The sequence below is a fragment of the Kribbella albertanoniae genome, from assembly GCF_004348455.1.
Classification (GTDB): Bacteria; Actinomycetota; Actinomycetes; order Propionibacteriales; family Kribbellaceae; genus Kribbella; species Kribbella albertanoniae.
In genome coordinates, this window is sequence record NZ_SMKA01000049.1 from 19,173 (window position 1) to 39,066 (window position 19,894).

The following is a 19,894-nucleotide window of genomic DNA, read 5'->3' on the forward strand; positions in this document are numbered from 1 at the left end:
CGGACATGGTGTGGAGCGTCGACGCCGGCGGTGCGGTCACCGGTCCGGAGCAGTGGCAGAACCCACCTGGCGTACGGTTGTCGACGTCGCCGGACGGCATCGAACTTTCCCGGCACAGCCCGGGACCACAGCCCGTCTATTACCGGCTCGGCCGCGGCCGGCTGGAGTGGAGCACCGAGCTGGCCGGGCTCCGGCGCGCCGGCGAGGCGTCCGCGGTGGACTACGGCGCCCTGCTGGCGCTGGTCCACGGGTTGCCCGAGCCGCCGGACTTCACCGGAGTTCCCGGCGTACAACGGCTTACCGCCGGTACGGCGGTGCGCGTGGACGCCGCCGGCGTCTCGGTGTCGAGCCGTCCGCCGGTCATTCCGCAGTCGAGGCAGAGTCTCGAGGCCGCCGTACGCGAGGTGCTCAACGAACTGCCGGACGGTTTCACCATCGCCTACAGCGGTGGAGTGGCATCGACCTTCCTCGCGGTCTGCTCGGCCGCCCAGCAAGCCAAGCTGGTGCACGCCGTCCTGGACGGACTGCCCGGGACGCAGCCAGTGCCACCGAACATCCCCGGCCGGCACACCGAGCGGGTGACCATCGATCTGGTCACCGCCCTCGCTCCGCACCAGGTCACCGGTGAGGAGATCACTCCGCCGCTGCCGGAGGCCGCGCTGCGGCGGCACGTGGCCGCTGCAATCGCCGCGGTCTCGGACGGCCCGGTGGTTTCTGGATCCGTGCTGGAGAGCCTGCTGACCGCAAACCTGCCGGATTTGCCGCTCGGGCTCGCCGGCCGACGGCTGCTGACCTGTGAGCCGTTCCACCTGTCCGGCCAGCTGCCGCGCCTACGCGACGCCCGGGATTTCCTGGTGGCGCTCGGCGAAGGCGTGGAACGGCGGCAGGTCGCGGCGGTGCCGGACGGCGGCGAGGCAGAGTCGCAGCCGGTCGGGATCGCACCGGTCCGCTCCGGGACCGACCTGTACGGCGACGGGCTGCCAGGCCTGACCGAGGACGGGCGCGAGGCGCTGCGGTCGGCCCGGCTGGGCGCGAGCGCGGTCTGGCGTAAGCATCTGGAAGGACTGCCTGCGGCGCTCGGCCGGGCGGACGCGGAATTCGCGTCCCACGATGGCGAGGGTTCGCTGCAGTTCTTGCCCGCGTTGGACGATCGGGTGCTCGGCGCGATCGCCGCCATCCCGCCGCGGCGACTGGCCGGCATCAAGCACGGGCTGGTGCGCAACCAACTGCCGCTGCAGAAGGCGATCGAACGCCACGGTGTCCGCGGAGTGCACGGGCAGTCCGCCGGTTTTCGCGCCCGGCTCGCCGCAGCCGGCTACCTGCACCAGGTCCGCGAGAAGGTGGCCATCGACCTGGCCCGCGAATGCCCGCTGGCCGATCTCGGCCTGCTCGATCCCGAGCCGGTCATCCGGCTGCTGGACGACGGCCAGCTCACCGCGGACCGCGCCCTCACCATCCTTCGACTGGTCTGGATCAATCAATGGCTGCTGACCCGATGACGACGGCCCCTGCTTTCGCGCTGGCACCCGGCGTTTCCTTCGCCCGGTTGCCGTTCGGCGGCGGGGTGCTGGTGAACGCCACCACCCTCGCGGTCGCCGAGTGCGACCAGCAGCACCGGCAGTACGTCGACGTCCTGCTGACCGGCGTCGGCCCGGATGCCGGTCACGAGCTGCGCCGGTTCGCCGGGGACCTGGTGCGCCAGGGCTGGCTGGCTTTCCACGAAAGGAACGACTGATGGTTGACGTCGTACTAGCGGTACTGGCCGGCCCAGTGCTGGCCGCTGGGTTGGCGAAGCTAGCGGTGCCGGCCAGCCGGCTGAACTGGCCGTACCAGAGCGGGTTGCTGGCAGCGCCGCGAGGGCCGCGACTGGTCGGAGCCGCCGAGCTGACGGCGGTCGTCGTACTGGTGCTGGCACCTGGGCCGTGGGACGCGCTGAGCGGTTTCGTGGCGTACGCGGCCTTGGCGGTCGTCGCCTTCCGGCTGCGCGGCCAGTCCTGCGCCTGCTTCGGTGCCGCCAGGCTGGCCGCGGTCGGCAGCGGCCATGTGGCCTTGAATGCCGTCGGTGCCTCGGCCGCGGTGGCGGCGTTCCTGCTCCCGGCAGCGAGCCCGTCGCCAGCCGGCCGAGCGGTTGGGGCCGTGCTGGTCGCGGGCCTCATCGCCGGCACGCTCTGGCTGCTCGACCGCCGGAAGCCTCCGGTCCAGGCAGTTTGCGGTACGCCGATCGTCGCGGTGCGGCTGTACGAGTCCAGCACGTGCCCGGCCTGCCGGTCGCTGGAGCGGCTGCTCGACACCATGGCGGACGACCGCCGGAACGCCGTCGACACGACCGTGCTGCAGGAGGGGCAGAGTCTGCCCGATCGGCTGAGCGGACTCGGGGTGCCCTGCGCGATCGGCATCGATGCCGGCGGCAACGAAGTCTGTGAACCGGTTTCCGGCGTCGGCGAGGTCAAAGCGCTGATCGACCGGATCACCGTACGGAACGATGCTCGTGTCGGCTGACGTCCTCACGATCGAGCAGCCCGGGCCGGACGGGCAGACCCGCGCGGCGTTGGACTTTCCGGTGCAGCCGTCGATCGCCGAGTTCAACCCGGCCGGCGTGCGGTGGCGGGACCTGCGGATCGATCCCGCCCTGCGCGGTGCCGTCCCCCGCAGGGCCCGGCCGGCGCGGATCTCGGTGGCGGGCTGGGTCATCCCGATCGAGGCGCCGTACGGCGGTCTGCTGGCCTGGCATCCTGCCCGCCCGCTGGTTGCCGGACTGGCGTTCGCGGGCCGACGGGCCTATCCATGGATCGCCGATTACCACGACCGGACACTGACCCGGCTGACCGACTGGTCCGCGGTCACCTCACTGACCGAGCTGGCGGCCGGCGCGGGCGGTCCGCTGCTGTGGTGCGCCGACGACCGGCTTGCCTTCCTCGCCCCAGCCGAGGAGCTCGCAATGGACAGCGGCCTGCAGCCGTTGGTCTATGACGCTTCGGGCCCGGCGACCGTCGTACTGCAGGAGGACACCAGCCGGCTCGAGGGACTGACCGCGGCGGTGGTCTCAGTGCTGCAGCTCGACGGCCGCACAGCTACTCCGGTCACCTCACCGCTGGTTGTACGGCGGCTGTCTCCGGTGCCCGGCAGTTCGATCCTGGAGGTCGAGCACCTCGACGGCGAATCAGCGTCCGGTCTGAGCTGGGCGACCATCCGAGTACCGCTCGGTGGCGAGCCCTTCGCCGTACCGGCGCCGTCGGCAACGGTCGACCGCCCGCGACAGCCACCGCCCGAGGCGGAGCGTTTCCGCACCGAAGTCGTCTCCGGCGCGCGGCTGGCGTTGCCGGTGTCGTCGCGATCCGATGAGCCGGTGCTGCTGTGGTTGCGGCCGACCGCCGACGATCAGCCGCCGGACCGCCCGCCGTTCGTACCGGCAACGCTGGCCGCACTGCGTGACGACCTCGCGATTCTTGACCTGCCTTTGGACTGGCACGGCGAGCCCACGCTGGCCGAGGTGACGCAGCGGATTGTGCAGCCGGTCCAGCAGGCACTGGAACGCATCGGTGCACCCGTGGTGGTCGGCGGCCACAGCTTCGGCGCGTCACTGGCACTCTTCGCGCTGGTGCACGTGCCGCAGGTGGTTGGAGCGATCGCGCACAGCGGCTGCTACAACCGCATGCTGACGCCCTATGGCTTCCAGTACGAGCAGCGGTCGTACTGGCAAGTGCCGGAGCTCTACCGTGCCTTCAGCGCGCTGGACTTCGCCGACCGGATCGACCGACCGGTGCTGCTCGTGCACGGCGCGGAGGATGCCAATCCGGCGACGCCGCCGGAGCAGGCCGTCGAGCTCTACCGCGCGATCGTGGCAAACGGCGGAACGGCCCGGCTCGCGCTGTTCCCGGGCGAAGACCACAACTTCCGTTTCCGCGAGTCCCTGCAGCAACTGTCGGAGCTACAGCGCACCTGGCTGCACAAGGCCAACCGTCGGGAGCTTGCATGTCAGTAGAGCGGAGCAGTCCGAATTTTGTCAGCACCGGAATTTTCGCGCTGCGGCTGATCTGGCGCGCCGACCCGCGCCGGTTCGCCGCCGTACTGGCAGTCCAGCTCGTCACCGCGATCGGCCTGGCCGTCTCGCTGTTGCTGCTCCGGCACGTCCTGGGCGTCGGCCTGGCCGCCGGCACGGACGTCGGGGCGGCCGGCCGGGTGGTTTTGCCCGGTCTACTGGTGGTGCTCGCCGTGCAGGCGGCCGGCAGCGTGCTGCGCAGCATCAGTCAGGGCTGGCAGCGGGTGCTGGCAGTGAAAACCGACCAGCACCTCATCGACCAGGTCCTGCGATCGGCCGGCCGAGCCGACCTGGCGTCGTACGACGATCCGGGCTTCTACGACCGTCTGCAGCGGGCAATCTTCGCCTCTCGCAGCGAGCCGATCACACTCGTCACCGGGCTCGCAGTCTTCTTACGCGCCGGGCTCGGCCTGATCGCGGTGGCGGGTGCTTTCCTGGCACTGGCGTGGTGGTTGCTGCCACTCTGCCTGCTCTCCCTGCTGCCGGTGCTGGTCACCGCGCGGAAGGAGCGTGACGCCCGCTACCGGTTGCACACTTCACTGGCCGAGAACCGGCGCGGCCGGGAGTACGTGGAGCGGCTGCTCACCAGCCGTGACGACGCCAAGGAAATCAAGGCGCTGGACCTGGGCGGCACCCTCCGGGACCGGTGGAGCCGTGCGTACCGCGAGGAGATCCGGCTCACCATCGAAGTGCATCGCGACCACCTTCGCCGCGGAATCGCCGCCCGACTGCTGTCGGACGGCGTAACCGCCGCCATCGTCGCCGCCGGGTGGTTGCTGGTCCACCGGGGACTGATCGACCTGGCCACCGCACTGGCCGTGCTCACCGCCCTGCTGCTGCTGAGCTTGCGGATGAAGGCGACCGCGTTCCTGGCCGGGACGCTCGGCGACACGCTGATCTATCTGGCCGACATGCGGAAATTCGTCGAGGTCCCCGACGAGGACGAGCCGGCGGCCGCAGCGCCGAACGACGACGGCTTCGCAACGCTGACCGCCGACCGGGTGTCGTTCGCCTACCCGGGCGCCGGAGAGCCAGTACTGCGGCAGATCAGCCTGACCCTGCGCCGCGGCGAGGTTGTCGCGCTGGTCGGGTCCAACGGCTCCGGCAAGACCACCCTGGCCAAGATCCTGGCCGGCCTCTACAGCCCGACCGACGGGCAGATCCGGTGGGACGGCGTACCGGTGCGGGACAAGGCGTCCTTGCGTAACGCGGCCGCCGTCGTGTTCCAGGACTTCATCCGGTTCAAGCTCGCCGCCCGCGACAGCATCACGTTCGGCCGACCCGAGCAGCCACCCGAAGCCGCGGCGACCATCCACGCCGCACAGCGCGCCGGCATCGACCAGAAACTGGAGAACCTGCCCGCCGGCTACGACACCCCACTCAGCGCGGAGTACGTCGGCGGCGTCGACCTGTCCCTCGGCCAGTGGCAGCGACTAGCGCTGGCCCGTGCCTTCTACCGCAACTCGCCGTACGTCATCCTCGACGAGCCGACCGCCTCCCTGGACGCCCAGGCCGAAGCCGATCTCTTCGACCGAGTCCGCGACCTGTTCGCCGGCCGCACCGTCCTGCTGATCTCACACCGCTTCTCCAACGTCCGCCGCGCCGACCACATCTACGTCCTGGAGAACGGCGAGATCCTGGAACACGGCACCCACGACTCCCTGATAGCCGAAGCCGGCCGCTACGCCCACCTCTACCACCTCCAAGCCGAGGCCTACGCAGGATGAGCACCGTGGGCCTGTTCAGGTATTGCGGTCGATGAGGTCTGGGGGTGTTGGGGTTTCGGAGGTGTCGATCGTGTGTTTCTCCGTGGCGCTGATCAGGCCGAGGTCGTAGAGGATCGCGCCGGATCGTTGCCAGCAGGAGCGGGCGGTGTCTGGTGCGCCCAGATCGGCGTGGGTGCGTCCGAGGCCCCACCAGATCTCTGCGTCCAGGGAGGTCTCGGCTGCCTCCGAGCGGCGGCTGAACTCGTGCGCGCGCTGGAAGTGCGCCAGTGCCTGCTGTGGCTCGCCTGCCAGCCGGGTGGCTTCGGCGAGGTTGCAGATGATGTTGGCCAGCCAGTTCGTCTCGTCCAGCGGCTCGGCGATGGCCAGTGCCTCGGAATGCGCGGTGATCTCGTCGGTGGGCCGGCCGACGTGCCGATAGGTCAGGCCGAGACTGGTGAGACAGTCGGCCAGCATGGTGGGCCGTCCGAGCCGGCGGTTGAGCGCGATCGCCTGCTGCGAGTGCGCGATCGACTCGTCGTACCGCTCGAGCAGCCGGTACGCCGATGCGATGGCGGCAAGCTGAACAGCTTCCCCGGCTTCGGGCCCGATCGCCCGGTACGCCGCTCGCGCCCGCGACAGATGAGTCAGGCCGACCTCGTAGTCACCGCAGCGCACGAGGGCGGATCCGATGGTCTCGTGTGCCACGGCCTCCTGCAGCGGCTCGCCGGTCCGTTCGGCGGCTGCCAGGACGAGTTCGCCCAGTCGCAGCTTGTCGCGATGCCGGCCGCGCAATGCCAGGCCCAGGCCGACCGCCGAGCAGATCGCGGCGGCGAGTGGAGGGCCGGTTGACCGGTCCAGGTTCGAGGCCTGACGCACGATCGCCGACAGGTTTCCGCCCTCGGTCTCGAGCCAGCCGTAGACCTCGTCGCGATCGCGCAGTTCGATGCCCGCGAGGTCGAGGTCCCACGGCTCGATCTCGGTCCGCCAGGCGGCATCGGTGTTCAGACGTCGGCACGCTGTCCGCGCGGTGGCCAGATAGCAGTGCAAGGCACGCCGTACCGCCAGTCTGCGATCGCCCTCGGTGTCCTCCGCACGGGCCCGCTCGCGGCCGAAGAGGCGAAGCAGGTCGTGCGTTCGGTAGCGGCCGGGCCGGTGGCTCTCGAGCAGCTGGACGTCGACCAGATTCTCCAGCAGCGCCTCGGCCGACGCGGTGTCGACGTCCGCGAGCGCGGCTGCCACCGGTACGCCGACGTCCGCGACCTCCAGCAGATTGGCCAGCCTGAACATCCGCTGCTGTGAATCACCCAGCTCCTGGTAGCTCACCTGAAAGCTCGCCCGGACACCCCGGTCGTCAGTCTGCAGTTCAGCGAGTCGCCGGGACTCCTCCCCCTGCCGGGCGGCGCTGAGCCGGGTCGCCAGCGTCTGCAGTGACCACGACGGCCGGGAGGTCAGCCGGGACGCCGCAATCGAGATCGCCAGCGGCAGGAAGCCGCACAGCCGGACGATCTCAGCTGCGGCCGGATCGCGGCCCACCCGCTCCGGGCCCACCAGGCGACTCAGCAACGTGACCGCTTCGTCCGCGGGAAGGACCTCGAGCGGCTCGTGGACGGCGCCGACGAGTCCGGACAGGATCCGGCGGCTGGTGACGACAGTCCGGCAGGACCGGCCGGCTGCGATCAGCGGCTCGACCTGAGCAGCATCATGGGCGTTGTCCAGTACGACGAGCAGCTGGAGCTCGTTGGTCATCGACCGGAACCTGGCCGCCGCCTCATCCGGCTCCACGGGGATCGACCCGTCGGCGGCACCGAGCGAACGCAGCAGCCGGGCGAGCGCATCGACCGGCTCCAACGGCTCGACGTCCGCGGTGGATCCGCGCAGATCGACGTACAGCTGACCGTCGGGGAAGGATTCGGCGACCAGGTGCCCGACGTGCACCGCGAGTTCCGACTTGCCGATGCCGCCAGGGCCGGCCAAGGCCACGATCCCGCCCGCGTGCGGCTCGGCTGTCGTCAGCAGCTCGCAGAGGCGGCCGACCTGGGCCTCCCGTCCGGTGAACGTCGGCACTCCCAGCGGCAGCTCCGCTGGTACGACGGTCTCGCGCGAGGGGCGCCGTACCGGATCACTGTCCGCTGAGCCGCTCAGCACGGCCTGCTCGAGTTCGCGCAGTTCCGGGCCCGGCTCGATGCCGAGCTCGTCGACCAGCACACGACGGCCGTTCCGGTAGCACTCAAGAGCTTCAGCCGAACGACCCGAGCGCCACAGCGCTGTCATCAGCTGCGCGCGCAGATGCTCGCGCAACGGCTGGTCGGCGACCAGCGCCGTCAACTCACCGATCGTCTGCCGGTGCCGGCCCAGCGCGAACTCGACGTCGTACAGCTGTTCGGCGATGGTCAACCGCAGCTCCGCCACCCGCTGCACGCCGGCACTCATCGCCCGGGTCGACAGATCCTCCAGGGCAGCCCCGCGCCACAACGCGAGCGCCGCCCGGAGCAGGTCGGCCGCCTCCTCGAGATCGGAGAGGGCTTGTGCCTTGGCCTGCAGCCGCTCAGCCTCCACCAGGTCGATTCGAACCTCCTGATCGTCGAGCCGGTAGCCGTTGGACGTGGTCTGGATGAGCTCGTGACCACACCCGGCGTCGGCGAAGGCACGCCGCAACCTGGAGACCTGGATCGACAACTGGGTGCGCGCGGAGGCCGGTGGATCGTCGTCCCACACGGTGTCGATGAGCTGCTCGGCCGACTGCGGTCGCCCAGTCTCTAGGACCAGCGCAGCAAGCACCTGCTGCGACCGGCGCCCGCCCAGGCTCAGCGCTCGTCCCGCCACGGTCGCCTCGACCGGGCCCAGGACCCGGATCTCCACCCCAGCCTCGACCATCACTCAAGGCTAGGTGACGAGCGGGTCCCGTTACTTGCGCAGGAGGATCCGCCAGCCGAAGAAGCGCTTGCAGTCCGCGGGACTCACCTGGCGATGGGAGCTGATGCTGTTGCTCCAACTGCCCGCCTCCTGCTTGCCGTCGCCGTACATGTAGAGCTTTGTCACGTAGTGGCGTGGGCGAACGCAGAACCGGTCCCCCGCGTGGCTGTAGCCCGTGCGGGTGTAGAACTCCACGGTCGAGTCGCTGTGATTGATCAGCGAACCGGCCTGGTTGTCGAAGTCCTTGATCTGCCCCTTCCCGTCGCCGTAGTCGCTGTCCCTCGAGGAGTCGTCCTTGGCGTCGTGGGCGCCCGCGCACTTCGATTCGCTGTACAGGTAGACGTAGTCGTTCTCGATCGGCAGGCTCTCGGAGGTCTCCCGGCAGTCCTTGCCGGCCTTGGTGTCCGGTTCCTCAGCGGCCGTACTGCTGGCACCACCCGTCACCAGTACGGCGGCCGCCGTCGCTGCCGCTGCCAGCGTCAGTCGCGCTCTCATCTCGGTTCCCCATTCTGTTCGCGGCTGTCTACTCCACAGCACGCTAGAAGTGGGCGCTATCGACCGGATATCTGCGCGCGATAACGGCTGCATAGCCGGCCTTCGTACCGTCGCCGGTATGAAACCGACACAGCTGCTCAAAACCCTCGTGATCGTCATGACGACCTCGGCGCTGGCGATCGGCCCGGTCCACGCGAAGGAGGACGACGACGCACCCGATACCCCGGAGATGTTCGTCGCCAACGATCCGAACGGCTCGAAGAACGAGAGGTACCGGATCCGCGACTACCTGGTGAACCTGATCGAAGGGGCCGAGAAGAACTCGGACATCACCATCGCGTCGTACCGGTTCAACGACGACAAGGTCGCCGAGGCGCTCGTCGATGCGATGAAGTCGAAGAACGTCAGGGTGCGGGTGATCGCCGACTCGGTGGACCAGTCCGCGGAGCCTTACCGGAAGGTGTGGTCCGCGGCGAAGAGCCCGTCCTGGATCGAGCACTGCGGCCATGGTTATCCGGATCCCGCCACCGGGAACAAGCACACCTCGTGCATCGGCGAGCACATCATGCACAACAAGTTCTTCCTGTTCGAGAAGACGCACGGCGTGACGAACGTCGTCGTACAGACCAGCTCGAATCTCAACACGCATTCGGGACCGAAGATGTGGAACACGGCCTACACGGCGATCGCCGAGAGCTGGCTGTACAACAAGCACCAGGCGTACTTCGACGATCTCGCCGCGGCGAAAAGCCCCGCCGAGGGCGACGAGAACTACTACCAGACCAACCCGCCGGCGGAGAACGGGAAGTACAAGGTGTACTTCTCACCGCGCGCCAAGGGGGCGGACAACGTCACGTTCGCCAACATCCTGAGCCACGTGCGGTGCGACGGTAACAGCTCAGGCGGAACCGACGACGGGAACCGGACGATCGTCCGGGTCGCCGCGAACACGATCCGGGGCGCGGGCGGGACCGCGGTGGCCGACCGGCTGTGGAAGCTCGACAACCAGGGCTGCTACGTCGACATCGTCGGGACCGATCTCAGCCAGGCCAAGGACGGGCCGCTGCGCGGTGGGCTGCTGCGGGCCCCGACCGGCAAGTACCACGGGCCCGAGGTGCGGGAGTTCAGCGAGAACCAGTGCGGCACGCACGAGAAGAACATCCTCATCGACGGCTTCTACGACGGGAAGCCGGATCAGAAGGTCGTCTTCACCGGCAGCCACAACCTGAACAACAAGTCGCCCTGGTACAACGACGAGACCATCCTGCGGATCACCGACCCGAAGGTGCACGAGGAGTTCAAGAAGCACTTCTTCAAGATCCGCGACGAGGCCGCGATCACCTGGCAGACCAGCAAGTACGAGACGACCGACCCGGCCGAATTCGACTTCGAGTGCTGACCGTCACGGGTAACGGTATTTCGACAGCTCGGTCTCCAGGCGGCGGTAGCGCTCTTCCAGGTCGGCGCGCTTGGATCGTGACGGCTTCTGCTGCTTGGGGACCGGGCGGAGTGATGCCTTGGCCAAGCGGGCGAACTCGGGGAGGTCTGCGTAGTGGGGAATCTTCTGTTCGGGTGCGTACAGGGCCAGGGCGCGGCGTTCCCAGCCACCGTTCGACGGTGGGAACCGGATGAGGTGGTGGAGCACGTCCTCCCAGGCCAGCCTTCGATCAGCTTTCGGTACGGCGACCTGTTCCAGAAGGATCGTGAACACCGTTGCGGAGGCGACGCCGGCTAGCACGCGCGCATCGTCGAAGAACGGGACCGAGGTCAGAGTGTCCTTCGACATCAGCGAGTGCGAGCCGACGATCTCGTGGAAGGCACCGTTGTCGGATTCCGGCGCGACGATCGAGCCAGCGCGCTTGTCCAGCTCCGCGGATTTGGCGTTGCCCTCGATGAGCAGCTTCTGCAGGTCCGACACCGCGAACTGCATCAGGAATCCGCCTGCCCCAGGCGCTTCGGTCGGGAGCTGCTCGGCCTTGCGGTCGATGGCGAACGCAGCCAGCAGGGCAGCGCGTCCCTTGTCGTTGAGGCGACCGCGCTTCACCAGGAAGCGGACGAACTGGTCGTAGTTGCTCTCGGTGTTGCCGTCGGACTGCAGCCTCGGTTCGAGGGCAGCGGCGTGGCGCTTGAGCTGCAGCTCGAGTTCGGTCTCCTCGACCTTGCGCTTCGGCGCCACGGCGCCGGGTTGCAGCGGCCAGTCCTCAGGCGCGACGTTGGCGGCCAGCCGACGCCGCTCGTCGTCGCTCAGCAATGTGAGGATCAGCGGAATCGACTCCCGGAGTTTGGGCGTCGCGGCGGCCACGGCGAGCGGCGCGGCCAACGTACCAAGGGTTTCCAGGTTGTACTGCTCCAGCGTCTCCTTCGCCCACGGCGGCAACTCACCGGGCTTGCCGGCGAGCTGCTGCTCAAGATTCTCGAGCGCATGCAGCAAAGTATGGGCTGTGTCCTGTGCCGACGGGAATGCCGGATAGGCGTGCCGCAGACTCGGCGTGGACATCCTGGTTTTACTCAGTACGCCGGCAGTCTGCGTCTTACCGCCTGCCTCGTACGCCGGGTAGCGCAGTCGGCGGAAGAGCTTGCGCTTCAACCGGATCGCCGAGGCCGGATCCGCCGACACGAACTCGGGCCGGCGTTTCGCGACGTCGTTCACGAACCGCGTGAGGAAGGCGTCGTCGCTCTCGCCGTCGACCTGGGCCGGGCGGTAGCTACGTAGTTCCAGCAGCTCGACCACATTCGAGTGGAAGAACCAGTCCTCGACACCGTGCAGCAGCTTGCCGACCCTTACCAGCAGCCGCTGCCGGCCGGCTCGGTCCTCCCGCTTGAGCTCCCGCCAGTCGTCCTCGATCCCGGCGAGCCCTTGGGCCAGGTAGGCGACGTAATGCGCGTCCACCGCGTTCATCACGCCGACCTCACCGTCGGCCAGGTTCGCCTGCCGCCGGCTCGGTTGGTACAGCTTGTTCGCGGGGCGCTTGCTCGCGTCCCACACGTACGGCGGCTGGTCGGTGTGCTCATGCGGGTAGTACTGGGTGAAGAACTCGCCGTACACGTCGTCGACGCGGTTGGCGGGGATCGGTTTGATCGAGCCCCACGCGCCGTCCAGCCGCCGAGGAACGTCCTGCGCGAACAGCAGATGGGTCGTTCCCTCGATGAACAGGCGGAAGAACTCCCCGAGATAGCCGTAGTGCTTCGCGTCGTCCCGCACCACGCCGGGCGTGCGCTCGATCGGCGTACCGAGCAGTGTGTCGATCCAGGTGTCGGCTCCGCTGAGGTCGGCGTACGTGTCCGGCGGCAGCAGGGCGATCACCCCGCCGATCGCGGCCAGTCCGATCCCGGAGCCCTCGATCACGTCGGCCGCCGTACCCGAGGTCAGTGTCTTCAGGTACTGCGACGCGGCGAGCGCGGCTGCGCCTCCGAGCGCGGCCAGGCCGCGGAGCAACTGCGTCTCGTCCCGTACGGCGGGGATGACGAACTCCCGCCAGATCCGTTGCTTGGCGAAGATGTAGGTGACCGGATCGCGGAACTGCGAGACGTCGGTCAGGTAGTTGCCGAGTTCAAGGTAAGTGAGATCGTCGACCGTCAGTTTCGCGTTGTCCAGGAAGGCAGCCGGGACTGTCTCCCTGGTGAACAGGAAGATGTCCCGGTGCCTGGAGATGTCGCCCATCAGCTCAGGCCTCGACCCATTCGCCGTCCTCGTTCTGCTCCCAGACCGGCAGCGCGTCGTCGGCGCGCAGCTTCACCAGGCTGGTCGGAACGCGAACGGTCCAGGGATCACCTTGCGGTACTTCGTCGCCCGGCCGATCGAGCCGCGCAGCCAGCTCGTCCGCGATCGGCAGGTAGAGCGGGCTGGAGATGGTCGGCAGCGCGCCGCCGTTCCAGATCTCGCCGAAGGTGAGGAAGTGGTCGACCGCGCCCTCGAACCCCGGCCGGACCGGCACGGTCGCCCGGCAGTACCCGGCCTGCAGGAAGTCCACGAACGCCGGATCGGGATCGTCGTACCCGAGCCGTTCGTCCCACTGGTCCTTGCTGCCCCAGAAGTACGGGTAGGTGACCCAGGACATGTGCTCCCACTCGAAGGCCTGCTCGAAGAAGCGGACGTACGCGCCTTCGGCGGCCGCCTCGGACACGTCGATCTGCGGCAGCCCGTTGACGGCCGAGTCGACGACCGCGTCGAACAGATCGAAGTGCTGATCGGTCAGGATGCTCAGGCAGTTCTTCTGCAGCTCCCGGCGGATCGTGACCTGGTTCGCGGCGGGGTTGCGGCCGCGGATCGCGACGCCGGCCTGCAACTTGAGCTGTGCCAGCTTCTCCTCGTAGTCCGCGACCTGCGCCTTGTGAGCGGCGAGCAGCTTGGCGTGGGTCTCCAGGCGCCACTTGTCCAGTGCCCGGTCGGTCCGTTGGCACTTCACCTCGATCGCGATCGCGACCTGGGACGCATGGAACGAGTCGAGCGCGAACGGGATCGAGTCGCGTTCGTCGTCCAGCGTCGTGGTCCACAGCCACTGGCTGCCCATCATCCGCTGCGTCCTCCGGCCGAGTACGACGTCCACGCTGGCGTCGGACTCCCAGACGTTCCAGACCCGGCCGACGCTGCCGAACACCGCACGGTAGCCGTCGTCGATGGCGATCTGGGCGGAGTGGTTGTAGTTGGTCTTGCTGTCACCGCCACCGCCTTTGAAATCGGCGGACTTGGTGCGGAACAGCTCGGGCGGCGGTGCGACGTCACCGGCACCGCAGACCTTCACCCAGTAGGCGTAATTGCTCTCGCTGATCTGGGCCGGCGTCAGCGTGAAGTCCGGCGGTTTGGTCAGCGTCAGCGCGCTGTTCTGGGCCTGGTTCATCGCGGCCACCAGGAACGCGGCAGGCTCGGGGATCATGAAGTCGAACATCATCCGCAGGCCGTAGTTGTACATCTGGGCCTGGTAGACCTTGTTCACCCACTGGTACACACCGGAGATGTGACCGGTCCCGGTGGTGTTGTCGAGCGTGTGGACGTTCTTCTCGATGGTCTCCGTCAGGGTGCGAACCGTCGTCCGCTGCAGCACCCGCTCGGAGATCTTGCGTGAGGTCCGCTCGGTGACGTCCTGGGAGAACGTCGTCGCCGACTTGGTCGCCTCTTCCTTCGAGCGGTTGAACGATCCCTCCGCGCTGGCCGCGAACTCGACCGTCGGGCCGTAGCTGCCGGAGATGGTCAGGCCGGCCTTCAGCGCGACGTCCTCCTTGATCGTCTCGCTCGCCTCCCGGCTCATCTCGAACCGGTCGGTCGACTCGAGCTCGTGCTCCTCCGACGTACTCGTCTCCGTCTCGACGAAGGTGATCGTCTCGCTCTCCTCGCGGCGGGTGTGCTCACGTGACTTCAGCTCACCCTTGAGGACGTTCTCGATATGTGCGACGTCGACGGCTTCGTAGCCGGTCAGCTGCTGCTTCACCAGCAGCAGGTCCGCGACACCGGCCGGCGCGACAGTCCCCTTGGTCTCCGGCACGCTGCCGTTCATCGGCAGGTACGGGATGCCGAGGATGCCGCCGGTTCCCAGCGCACCCCAGCCGGTGGTTAGCGGCGTCTTGACCGAGATCAGCGCATCACCGAACCGGACGAACGAATGCTTCTCCGGATGGCCGGCGACGACCTCCAGCTCGTCGACCGTGCTGGCCAGATCGGCTTGGAGCCGCTGAGTGACCTTGTCGAGAGGCGTCGTACCGAGGTCGATGCCGCGGCGTTTCAGGACGGCCTGAGTCTTCTGGGACAACCGGTCCGTGGCACTGGGCTTCAGCACGAACCCGACCTCGGCCAAGGCCACGGGCGTGAACGCGGCCCGAACCGGCAGGACCACATCGGGTGCCCGGACCAGCGTCTGCGCAAGTTCGGCGTACGGCGTACTGAGTTGAAGCGGCTCCGCCCGCTCCTCGTCCCGCCGCGGAACGCCTTTGACGTGCTGCTCGCGCAGGACCTCGGTGTACCTCGCCGCGCTGCTGATCGCATGTGTCAGCACCGTCACGTCGGGCGCCCTGGTCGGCTCGCTCGCAACGAGCTCGGTGGCCCGGAAATGGATGGACTCGAGCCCGGCCAGTTCGGAGATCGCACTGCGCAGTACGTCGTGCTCGGTCAGCAAGCCGTCGACCCGCTTGCGGCGCTCGTCGAGGAGCTTCTTGCGTTGCTCCTCGAGCTCCTTGCGCGCGTCCCGGGTGGACAGCCGCGACTTCAGTTCGAGTTCGACCGGGAGCTCGAGTGAACGGCGCCTGCGCTGAGCGAGCGGGCCCGCGGAGCGGTCGACATCCGCGATCAGCTCGGCCGTGCGGAGCTGGCGGGTCAGCCGTTCGATCGGCAAACTGTGCAGCTGTTGCAGGACCTTGATCGCGATCAGGCTGTCACGCAGCCGCCGTACCGTCTCCTGATAGGCGTCGCCTGCCACCACGTCCGCCGCGGGACTTCCGAACACCTCCTCGACCGCGTTGGCCACCTCCGACCACGGCACCTCCCCGGCCGCCTCGAGTGCGTCAACACGATCAGCAAGTTCGTCGAGCTTGTCCCCCAGCGGTGTGTCCAGCACCCCGGACACGAAGTCGTCGGATGCTGCGAACTCCGCCGAAGCGGCTTCGATCCCTGGCCGGCCGCCACCGGAAACTACGGCAGCTCGCAAGGCATCTTGATAAGGGGACTCCTGTTCGAGCCCGATCGACGACTGCTCTGGTGCCTGCTCGATCGCAGGCCGCAGGAGCATCAAGCGAAACAGATTCTCCATGACAGTAGGAGACCGCCGGATGCCCGGTGATACACCTCGGCCCCTCAGGCGGCGTGCGGTGGCGTGAAGGTTCGGGCTTTCGCGAGTACGGCGGGAATCAGGGTGCCGAGGTCGATGCGGGCTTCGAGCTCGGTGAGTTCGGCGTCGGTCGTGTGGGTTGCGGGGTGTGGTGGGGTGAGAAGGCTGCAGCAGTCCTCGTCGGGCAGTGGTGAGATCTCGGCGGTGCCGATCCGGCGGGCCTCGTCGATGATTTCCTGCTTGTCCCACGTCAGGAGCGGCCGCAGCAGCGGAAGGGTGGCGGCCTGATCGATGGTCGTGAGGTTGCTGAGCGTCTGGCTCGCCACTTGGCCGAGGCTGTCACCGGTGATCAGTGCCTGGGCTCCTAGGCGGCGGGCCAGCGCCTCGGCGGTGCGGATCATCAGGCGCCGGTGCGCGATGGTCTGCAGGCGTCCGGCGCCGGCGCGGGCGAGCTCCTGCTGGGCGGCGCCGATCGGTACGACATGGAGCCGGGACCTGCCTTGGAACCGGTCGAGTTGGCGAACATGAGCGTAGGCCTTGTACGTCGACGACGGACCGGTCAGCGGTGCGCCGGTGAAGTGAATGAACTCGCAGCGCAGTCCGCGGCGCATCGCGCGGTAGGCGGCAACCGGTGAGTCGAAACCGCCGGACAGCAGTACCAGTCCGCGGCCGCTGCAGCCGACCGGCAGCCCACCTTGGCCGCGATGCCGCTCGACCGACACGAACACCTCATGGCGATCGACCTCTACGCTGATCTCGACTTGCGGATCGTCCAGGTCGACCGGCCAACCGAGCTCGTTCCCTACCCGTTCGCCGACCTCCGCGGCCAGCTGTTCCGAGGTCAGCGCGAAATCCTTGTCCCGCCGTCTGGCCCGTACGGCGAACCGCTGCGGGCCGGCGTGATCCTTCAGCAGCTCCACCGCCGCATCCGCCGCGGCCCCGGGTGTCTTTCGAACCCGAACCGCCGGCTGCACAACGCTGATCCCCATCAGGTGCCGAGCACGCTCCACCAGCTCCTGCCGTGCCGCCGTACCGGGTAGCAGCACCAGCACCGAATCGCGACGCTCGATCTGGACCGCTCCCGGCACGCCGGCCAAAGCGACCTGCACGTTGCGCAGCAGTTCACGCTCGAACCGGCCGCGGTTGCGGCCCTTGAGGCTCAGCTCGCCGTACTTGAGCAGCACGCAGTCCTGACTGTCCACCTTCCCTCCTCGTCATCGCACAGTGCCCTACGGCGGTCGCCACTACACATCGCGACGAATAGGCGTCGGGTGATTGGGAAACCGGACAGCAGTTGGATGGTCGCCCATGATCCGAACGACGAGACGGGAGCCAAGCCATGGTGCAGAACAAGGCCGCGCTGCCACTCCCCGAGTTCGACCGGTTACCGGTCGGCTCGCTGGCAGAGCGGATCCGGGCGCTGGACACCCAGCAGCTGGACCAGCTGATCGGGCACGAACGCAACCACGGCCAACGGATCCAGATCCTCGCACTACTGCAACAGCGCCGGGATCAGCTGAAGTCCTCCGACACGAATAGGCCGGAAGTCGCACGGACACCTGACAACGGCGGTGCACCATGGGATCCGTAGTCACCGACCGGAGTTCCGAGCGCGTGCAGCTCGTGCGCTCGATCGCGGGCCGCGGTGTGACGGATGCTCGTGTCCTGGCGGCGATGAGACAGGTACGGCGCGAGGCTTTCGTTCCGCCCGATCTGGCCGAGTTTGCCTACCGTGATCTCGCGTTGCCGATCGAGTCGGAACAGACGATCTCGCAGCCGTACATCGTCGCGCTGATGACGCAGGCGCTGGAACTCGAGCCACACGACCGGGTGCTGGAGATCGGTACCGGTTCGGGCTACGCGGCAGCAGTTCTGTCTCACGTCGCGAGCGAGGTGTTCACCATCGAGCGACACGCCCAGCTGGCCGCCACAGCACGAGAGCGGCTGACGTCGCACGGCATCCACAATACCCAGGTGAAACACGGTGACGGACGCCTCGGCTGGCCCGACCATGCGCCGTACGACGCGATCGTGGTCACCGCTGCGGCCGAAGCCGTCCCGGAGCGACTGGGTGGCCAGCTGGCGATCGGTGGCCGACTCGTCATACCGGTCGGAGCGCCGGACGAAATCCACGAGCTCGTGCGGATCCGCCGTACCGGCGCCGACGACTTCGAGGAGGAAACCCTCGAGCAGGTCAGATTCGTACCGCTGCTTCCCGGGCGCACGGAGATCGCCGACGACACCACCGGACTGAGGTCGGTGCGTGGCGTCCCGGCCGCGATCGCAGCAAACTGTGAACCCGTCGAGGACCTCGAAAGCGTTGACCTGGACGGATTCCTGCAGCGGATCGGTTCGGCCCGCCTGGTACTGCTCGGCGAGGCGTCACACGGCACCAGCGAGTTCTATCGCATGCGGCACCGGATTACGCGGGACCTGATCGAGCGGGCTGGGTTCCAGTTCGTCGCCGTGGAGGCGGATTGGCCGGATGCCGCGCGGATCGACGCCTATGTGCGCGGTGCGGCGGACACGCGTGAGCCGGTCCGCTCCGCCTTCCAGCGGTTCCCGCAGTGGATGTGGCGCAATGCCGACGTCCTCGACTTCGTGGACTGGCTGCGCGCACACAACCAGGAGCAGCCGGCCCACCAAGTCAGCTTCCATGGACTCGACCTCTACAGCATGCACGACTCGATGCAGCGCGTCGTCGACTACCTCGAAGGCGTTGATCCCGAACTGGCCGAGAGCGCGAAACGCCGGTACGGGTGCCTGACGCCGTACGAGTCGGATCCCGCGGCCTACGGGCTGGCCTCGCTGAAGCGTGGCTATCCGGAGTGTGAACACGACGTGGTGACAGTACTGCGAGAGCTCTGCCAGGGCCGCGATCGCTACCTGACGGGTCAAGGCGAAGCCTTCCTGGACGCGGAGCAGAACGCTGTGATCACCCGCGATGCGGAGCGGTACTACCGGGCCATGTACTACGGCGGCGCAGAGTCGTGGAACATCCGGGACCGGCACATGTTCAGCACACTGCAGGCGCTCATCGCATTCCACGGCCCAGCCGCGAAGGCGGTGGTGTGGGCGCACAACTCCCACCTCGGCGACGCCCGGGCCACCGCGCTGAGCAGCGATGGGCAGATCAACCTCGGGCAGCTGATCCGCGAGCAGTACGGCGGCCAGTCCTACCACCTCGGATTCGGCACCGACCACGGCACGGTCCTCGCCGCCGCTGCGTGGGGTCAGGAACCCCAGGTGATGAAGGTCCAGCCAGGCCGTCAGCGCAGCTACGAGCAACTGTTCCACCAAGTCGAGCAGCGAGCCTTCCTGCTGCCACTGCGCAGCGGCCACGTGGACCCACAACTGCGACTCGCACTCGAAAAGGAACGGCTGGAACGCGCGATCGGCGTGGTCTACCGCCCGCAGAGCGAACTCGCGAGCCACTACTTCGGCGCCGTTCTGCCCGAGCAGTTCGACGAGTACTTCTGGTACGACGAAACCACCGCCGTCACCGCACTGCCTGGTACGACGCGCGGTCCAGCAGACCCACGGCACCCGTTCCACACGCTCGACACCTGATAGTCGCTGAGCTGGTCCCTGGGTTGGCAGCACAGTGGCGAGCCGGCTCAGGGGTGTGCTCGTCGAGCGGTTCGAGGGTTCATGCGGATATCCGCGCTCGTTGCTGGCTGTGTGGGTTCTTGTACGGCGGTGGTGGTGGTGGCGCGTCGCTCGGATGCGGCCGGTCTCTCGTCCGGAGGTGGTTGCCGGCCGGCAGCAGCGATGCCTGTCTGCTGACGCGCCGCGGTGATTCGAGGCTCGGGGTGCTGCACGCGGTTGTCCGGCAAGGCTGGGGAGTCTTACCACCCGAAACCGACGGGCAGAACTCTCCAGCGCCCGCAATGACCAGCCGAACCGCCGAACCCCGTACACCAACCGGGGACCCCGGACACCCGACCAGATGTCCGAACTCCCCACCAGGTGACCGCAGTACACCC

At 68.1% G+C, this 19,894-nt stretch carries 13 protein-coding genes; 8 read left to right on the top strand and 5 right to left on the bottom strand.

Annotated elements, in window-relative coordinates; translation table 11 throughout:
- Positions 1-5 precede the first annotated feature (5 nt).
- The 5 genes from E1261_RS13960 to E1261_RS13980 are packed head-to-tail and all read left to right on the top strand — an operon-like array spanning position 6 to position 5,766.
- Positions 6-1,499: an asparagine synthetase B family protein gene (locus E1261_RS13960; protein WP_132406603.1), complete on the top strand. Its 1,494-nt coding sequence runs from the start codon at positions 6-8 to the stop codon at positions 1,497-1,499.
- A complete protein-coding gene (gene adfB, locus E1261_RS13965) occupies positions 1,481-1,735 on the top strand; it encodes an actinodefensin-associated protein B (protein WP_132406605.1) in 255 nt (84 codons plus the stop codon). Before E1261_RS13960 ends, adfB begins: the two co-directional genes overlap by 19 nt.
- Complete coding sequence (locus E1261_RS13970; protein ID WP_132406607.1) at positions 1,735-2,499, top strand: hypothetical protein; 765 nt, start codon at positions 1,735-1,737, stop codon at positions 2,497-2,499. The genes adfB and E1261_RS13970 overlap by 1 nt, the downstream gene beginning before the upstream one ends.
- Entirely contained in the window at positions 2,483-3,982 is a 1,500-nt protein-coding gene (locus E1261_RS13975) for an alpha/beta hydrolase family protein (RefSeq protein WP_132406609.1), read from the top strand. Before E1261_RS13970 ends, E1261_RS13975 begins: the two co-directional genes overlap by 17 nt.
- The gene (locus tag E1261_RS13980; protein ID WP_132406611.1) at positions 3,973-5,766 is read left to right on the top strand and encodes an ABC transporter ATP-binding protein; all 1,794 of its coding nucleotides are present in this window, start codon (positions 3,973-3,975) and stop codon (positions 5,764-5,766) included. Before E1261_RS13975 ends, E1261_RS13980 begins: the two co-directional genes overlap by 10 nt.
- A 15-nt stretch (positions 5,767-5,781) precedes the next feature.
- Here E1261_RS13980 and E1261_RS13985 read toward each other — a convergent pair whose 3' ends face one another.
- A complete protein-coding gene (locus tag E1261_RS13985; RefSeq protein ID WP_132406613.1) occupies positions 5,782-8,619 on the bottom strand; it encodes an AfsR/SARP family transcriptional regulator in 2,838 nt (945 codons plus the stop codon).
- A 30-nt stretch (positions 8,620-8,649) separates the two neighbouring features.
- Positions 8,650-9,153, bottom strand: a complete 504-nt coding sequence (locus E1261_RS13990; protein ID WP_132406615.1) for a hypothetical protein — start codon at positions 9,151-9,153, stop codon at positions 8,650-8,652.
- A 118-nt stretch (positions 9,154-9,271) separates the two neighbouring features.
- On the opposite strand from E1261_RS13990, the gene E1261_RS13995 reads away from it, so the two are divergent.
- A complete protein-coding gene (locus E1261_RS13995) occupies positions 9,272-10,552 on the top strand; it encodes a phospholipase D-like domain-containing protein (RefSeq protein ID WP_132406617.1) in 1,281 nt (426 codons plus the stop codon).
- Positions 10,553-10,555: 3 nt separating this feature from the next.
- Here E1261_RS13995 and E1261_RS14000 read toward each other — a convergent pair whose 3' ends face one another.
- From E1261_RS14000 to thiI, 3 genes are read right to left on the bottom strand one after another with little or no spacing between them, the layout of a single operon-like run.
- Positions 10,556-12,814, bottom strand: a complete 2,259-nt coding sequence (locus E1261_RS14000) for a hypothetical protein (protein WP_132406618.1) — start codon at positions 12,812-12,814, stop codon at positions 10,556-10,558.
- 4 nt (positions 12,815-12,818) lie between these two features.
- Positions 12,819-15,890 carry a hypothetical protein gene (locus E1261_RS14005; protein WP_132406620.1) on the bottom strand — a complete coding sequence of 1,024 codons (3,072 nt, stop codon included), beginning with the start codon at positions 15,888-15,890 and terminating at the stop codon, positions 12,819-12,821.
- Between the two features lie 44 nt (positions 15,891-15,934).
- Complete coding sequence (thiI, locus tag E1261_RS14010) at positions 15,935-17,110, bottom strand: tRNA uracil 4-sulfurtransferase ThiI (protein WP_132406622.1); 1,176 nt, start codon at positions 17,108-17,110, stop codon at positions 15,935-15,937.
- Between the two features lie 137 nt (positions 17,111-17,247).
- Between thiI and E1261_RS14015 the strand changes: the two genes are divergently transcribed.
- A complete protein-coding gene (locus tag E1261_RS14015; protein ID WP_132406624.1) occupies positions 17,248-17,499 on the top strand; it encodes a DUF8129 domain-containing protein in 252 nt (83 codons plus the stop codon).
- Entirely contained in the window at positions 17,487-19,478 is a 1,992-nt protein-coding gene (locus E1261_RS14020) for a protein-L-isoaspartate(D-aspartate) O-methyltransferase (protein ID WP_132406626.1), read from the top strand. Before E1261_RS14015 ends, E1261_RS14020 begins: the two co-directional genes overlap by 13 nt.
- The last annotated feature ends 416 nt before the right edge of the window (positions 19,479-19,894 follow it).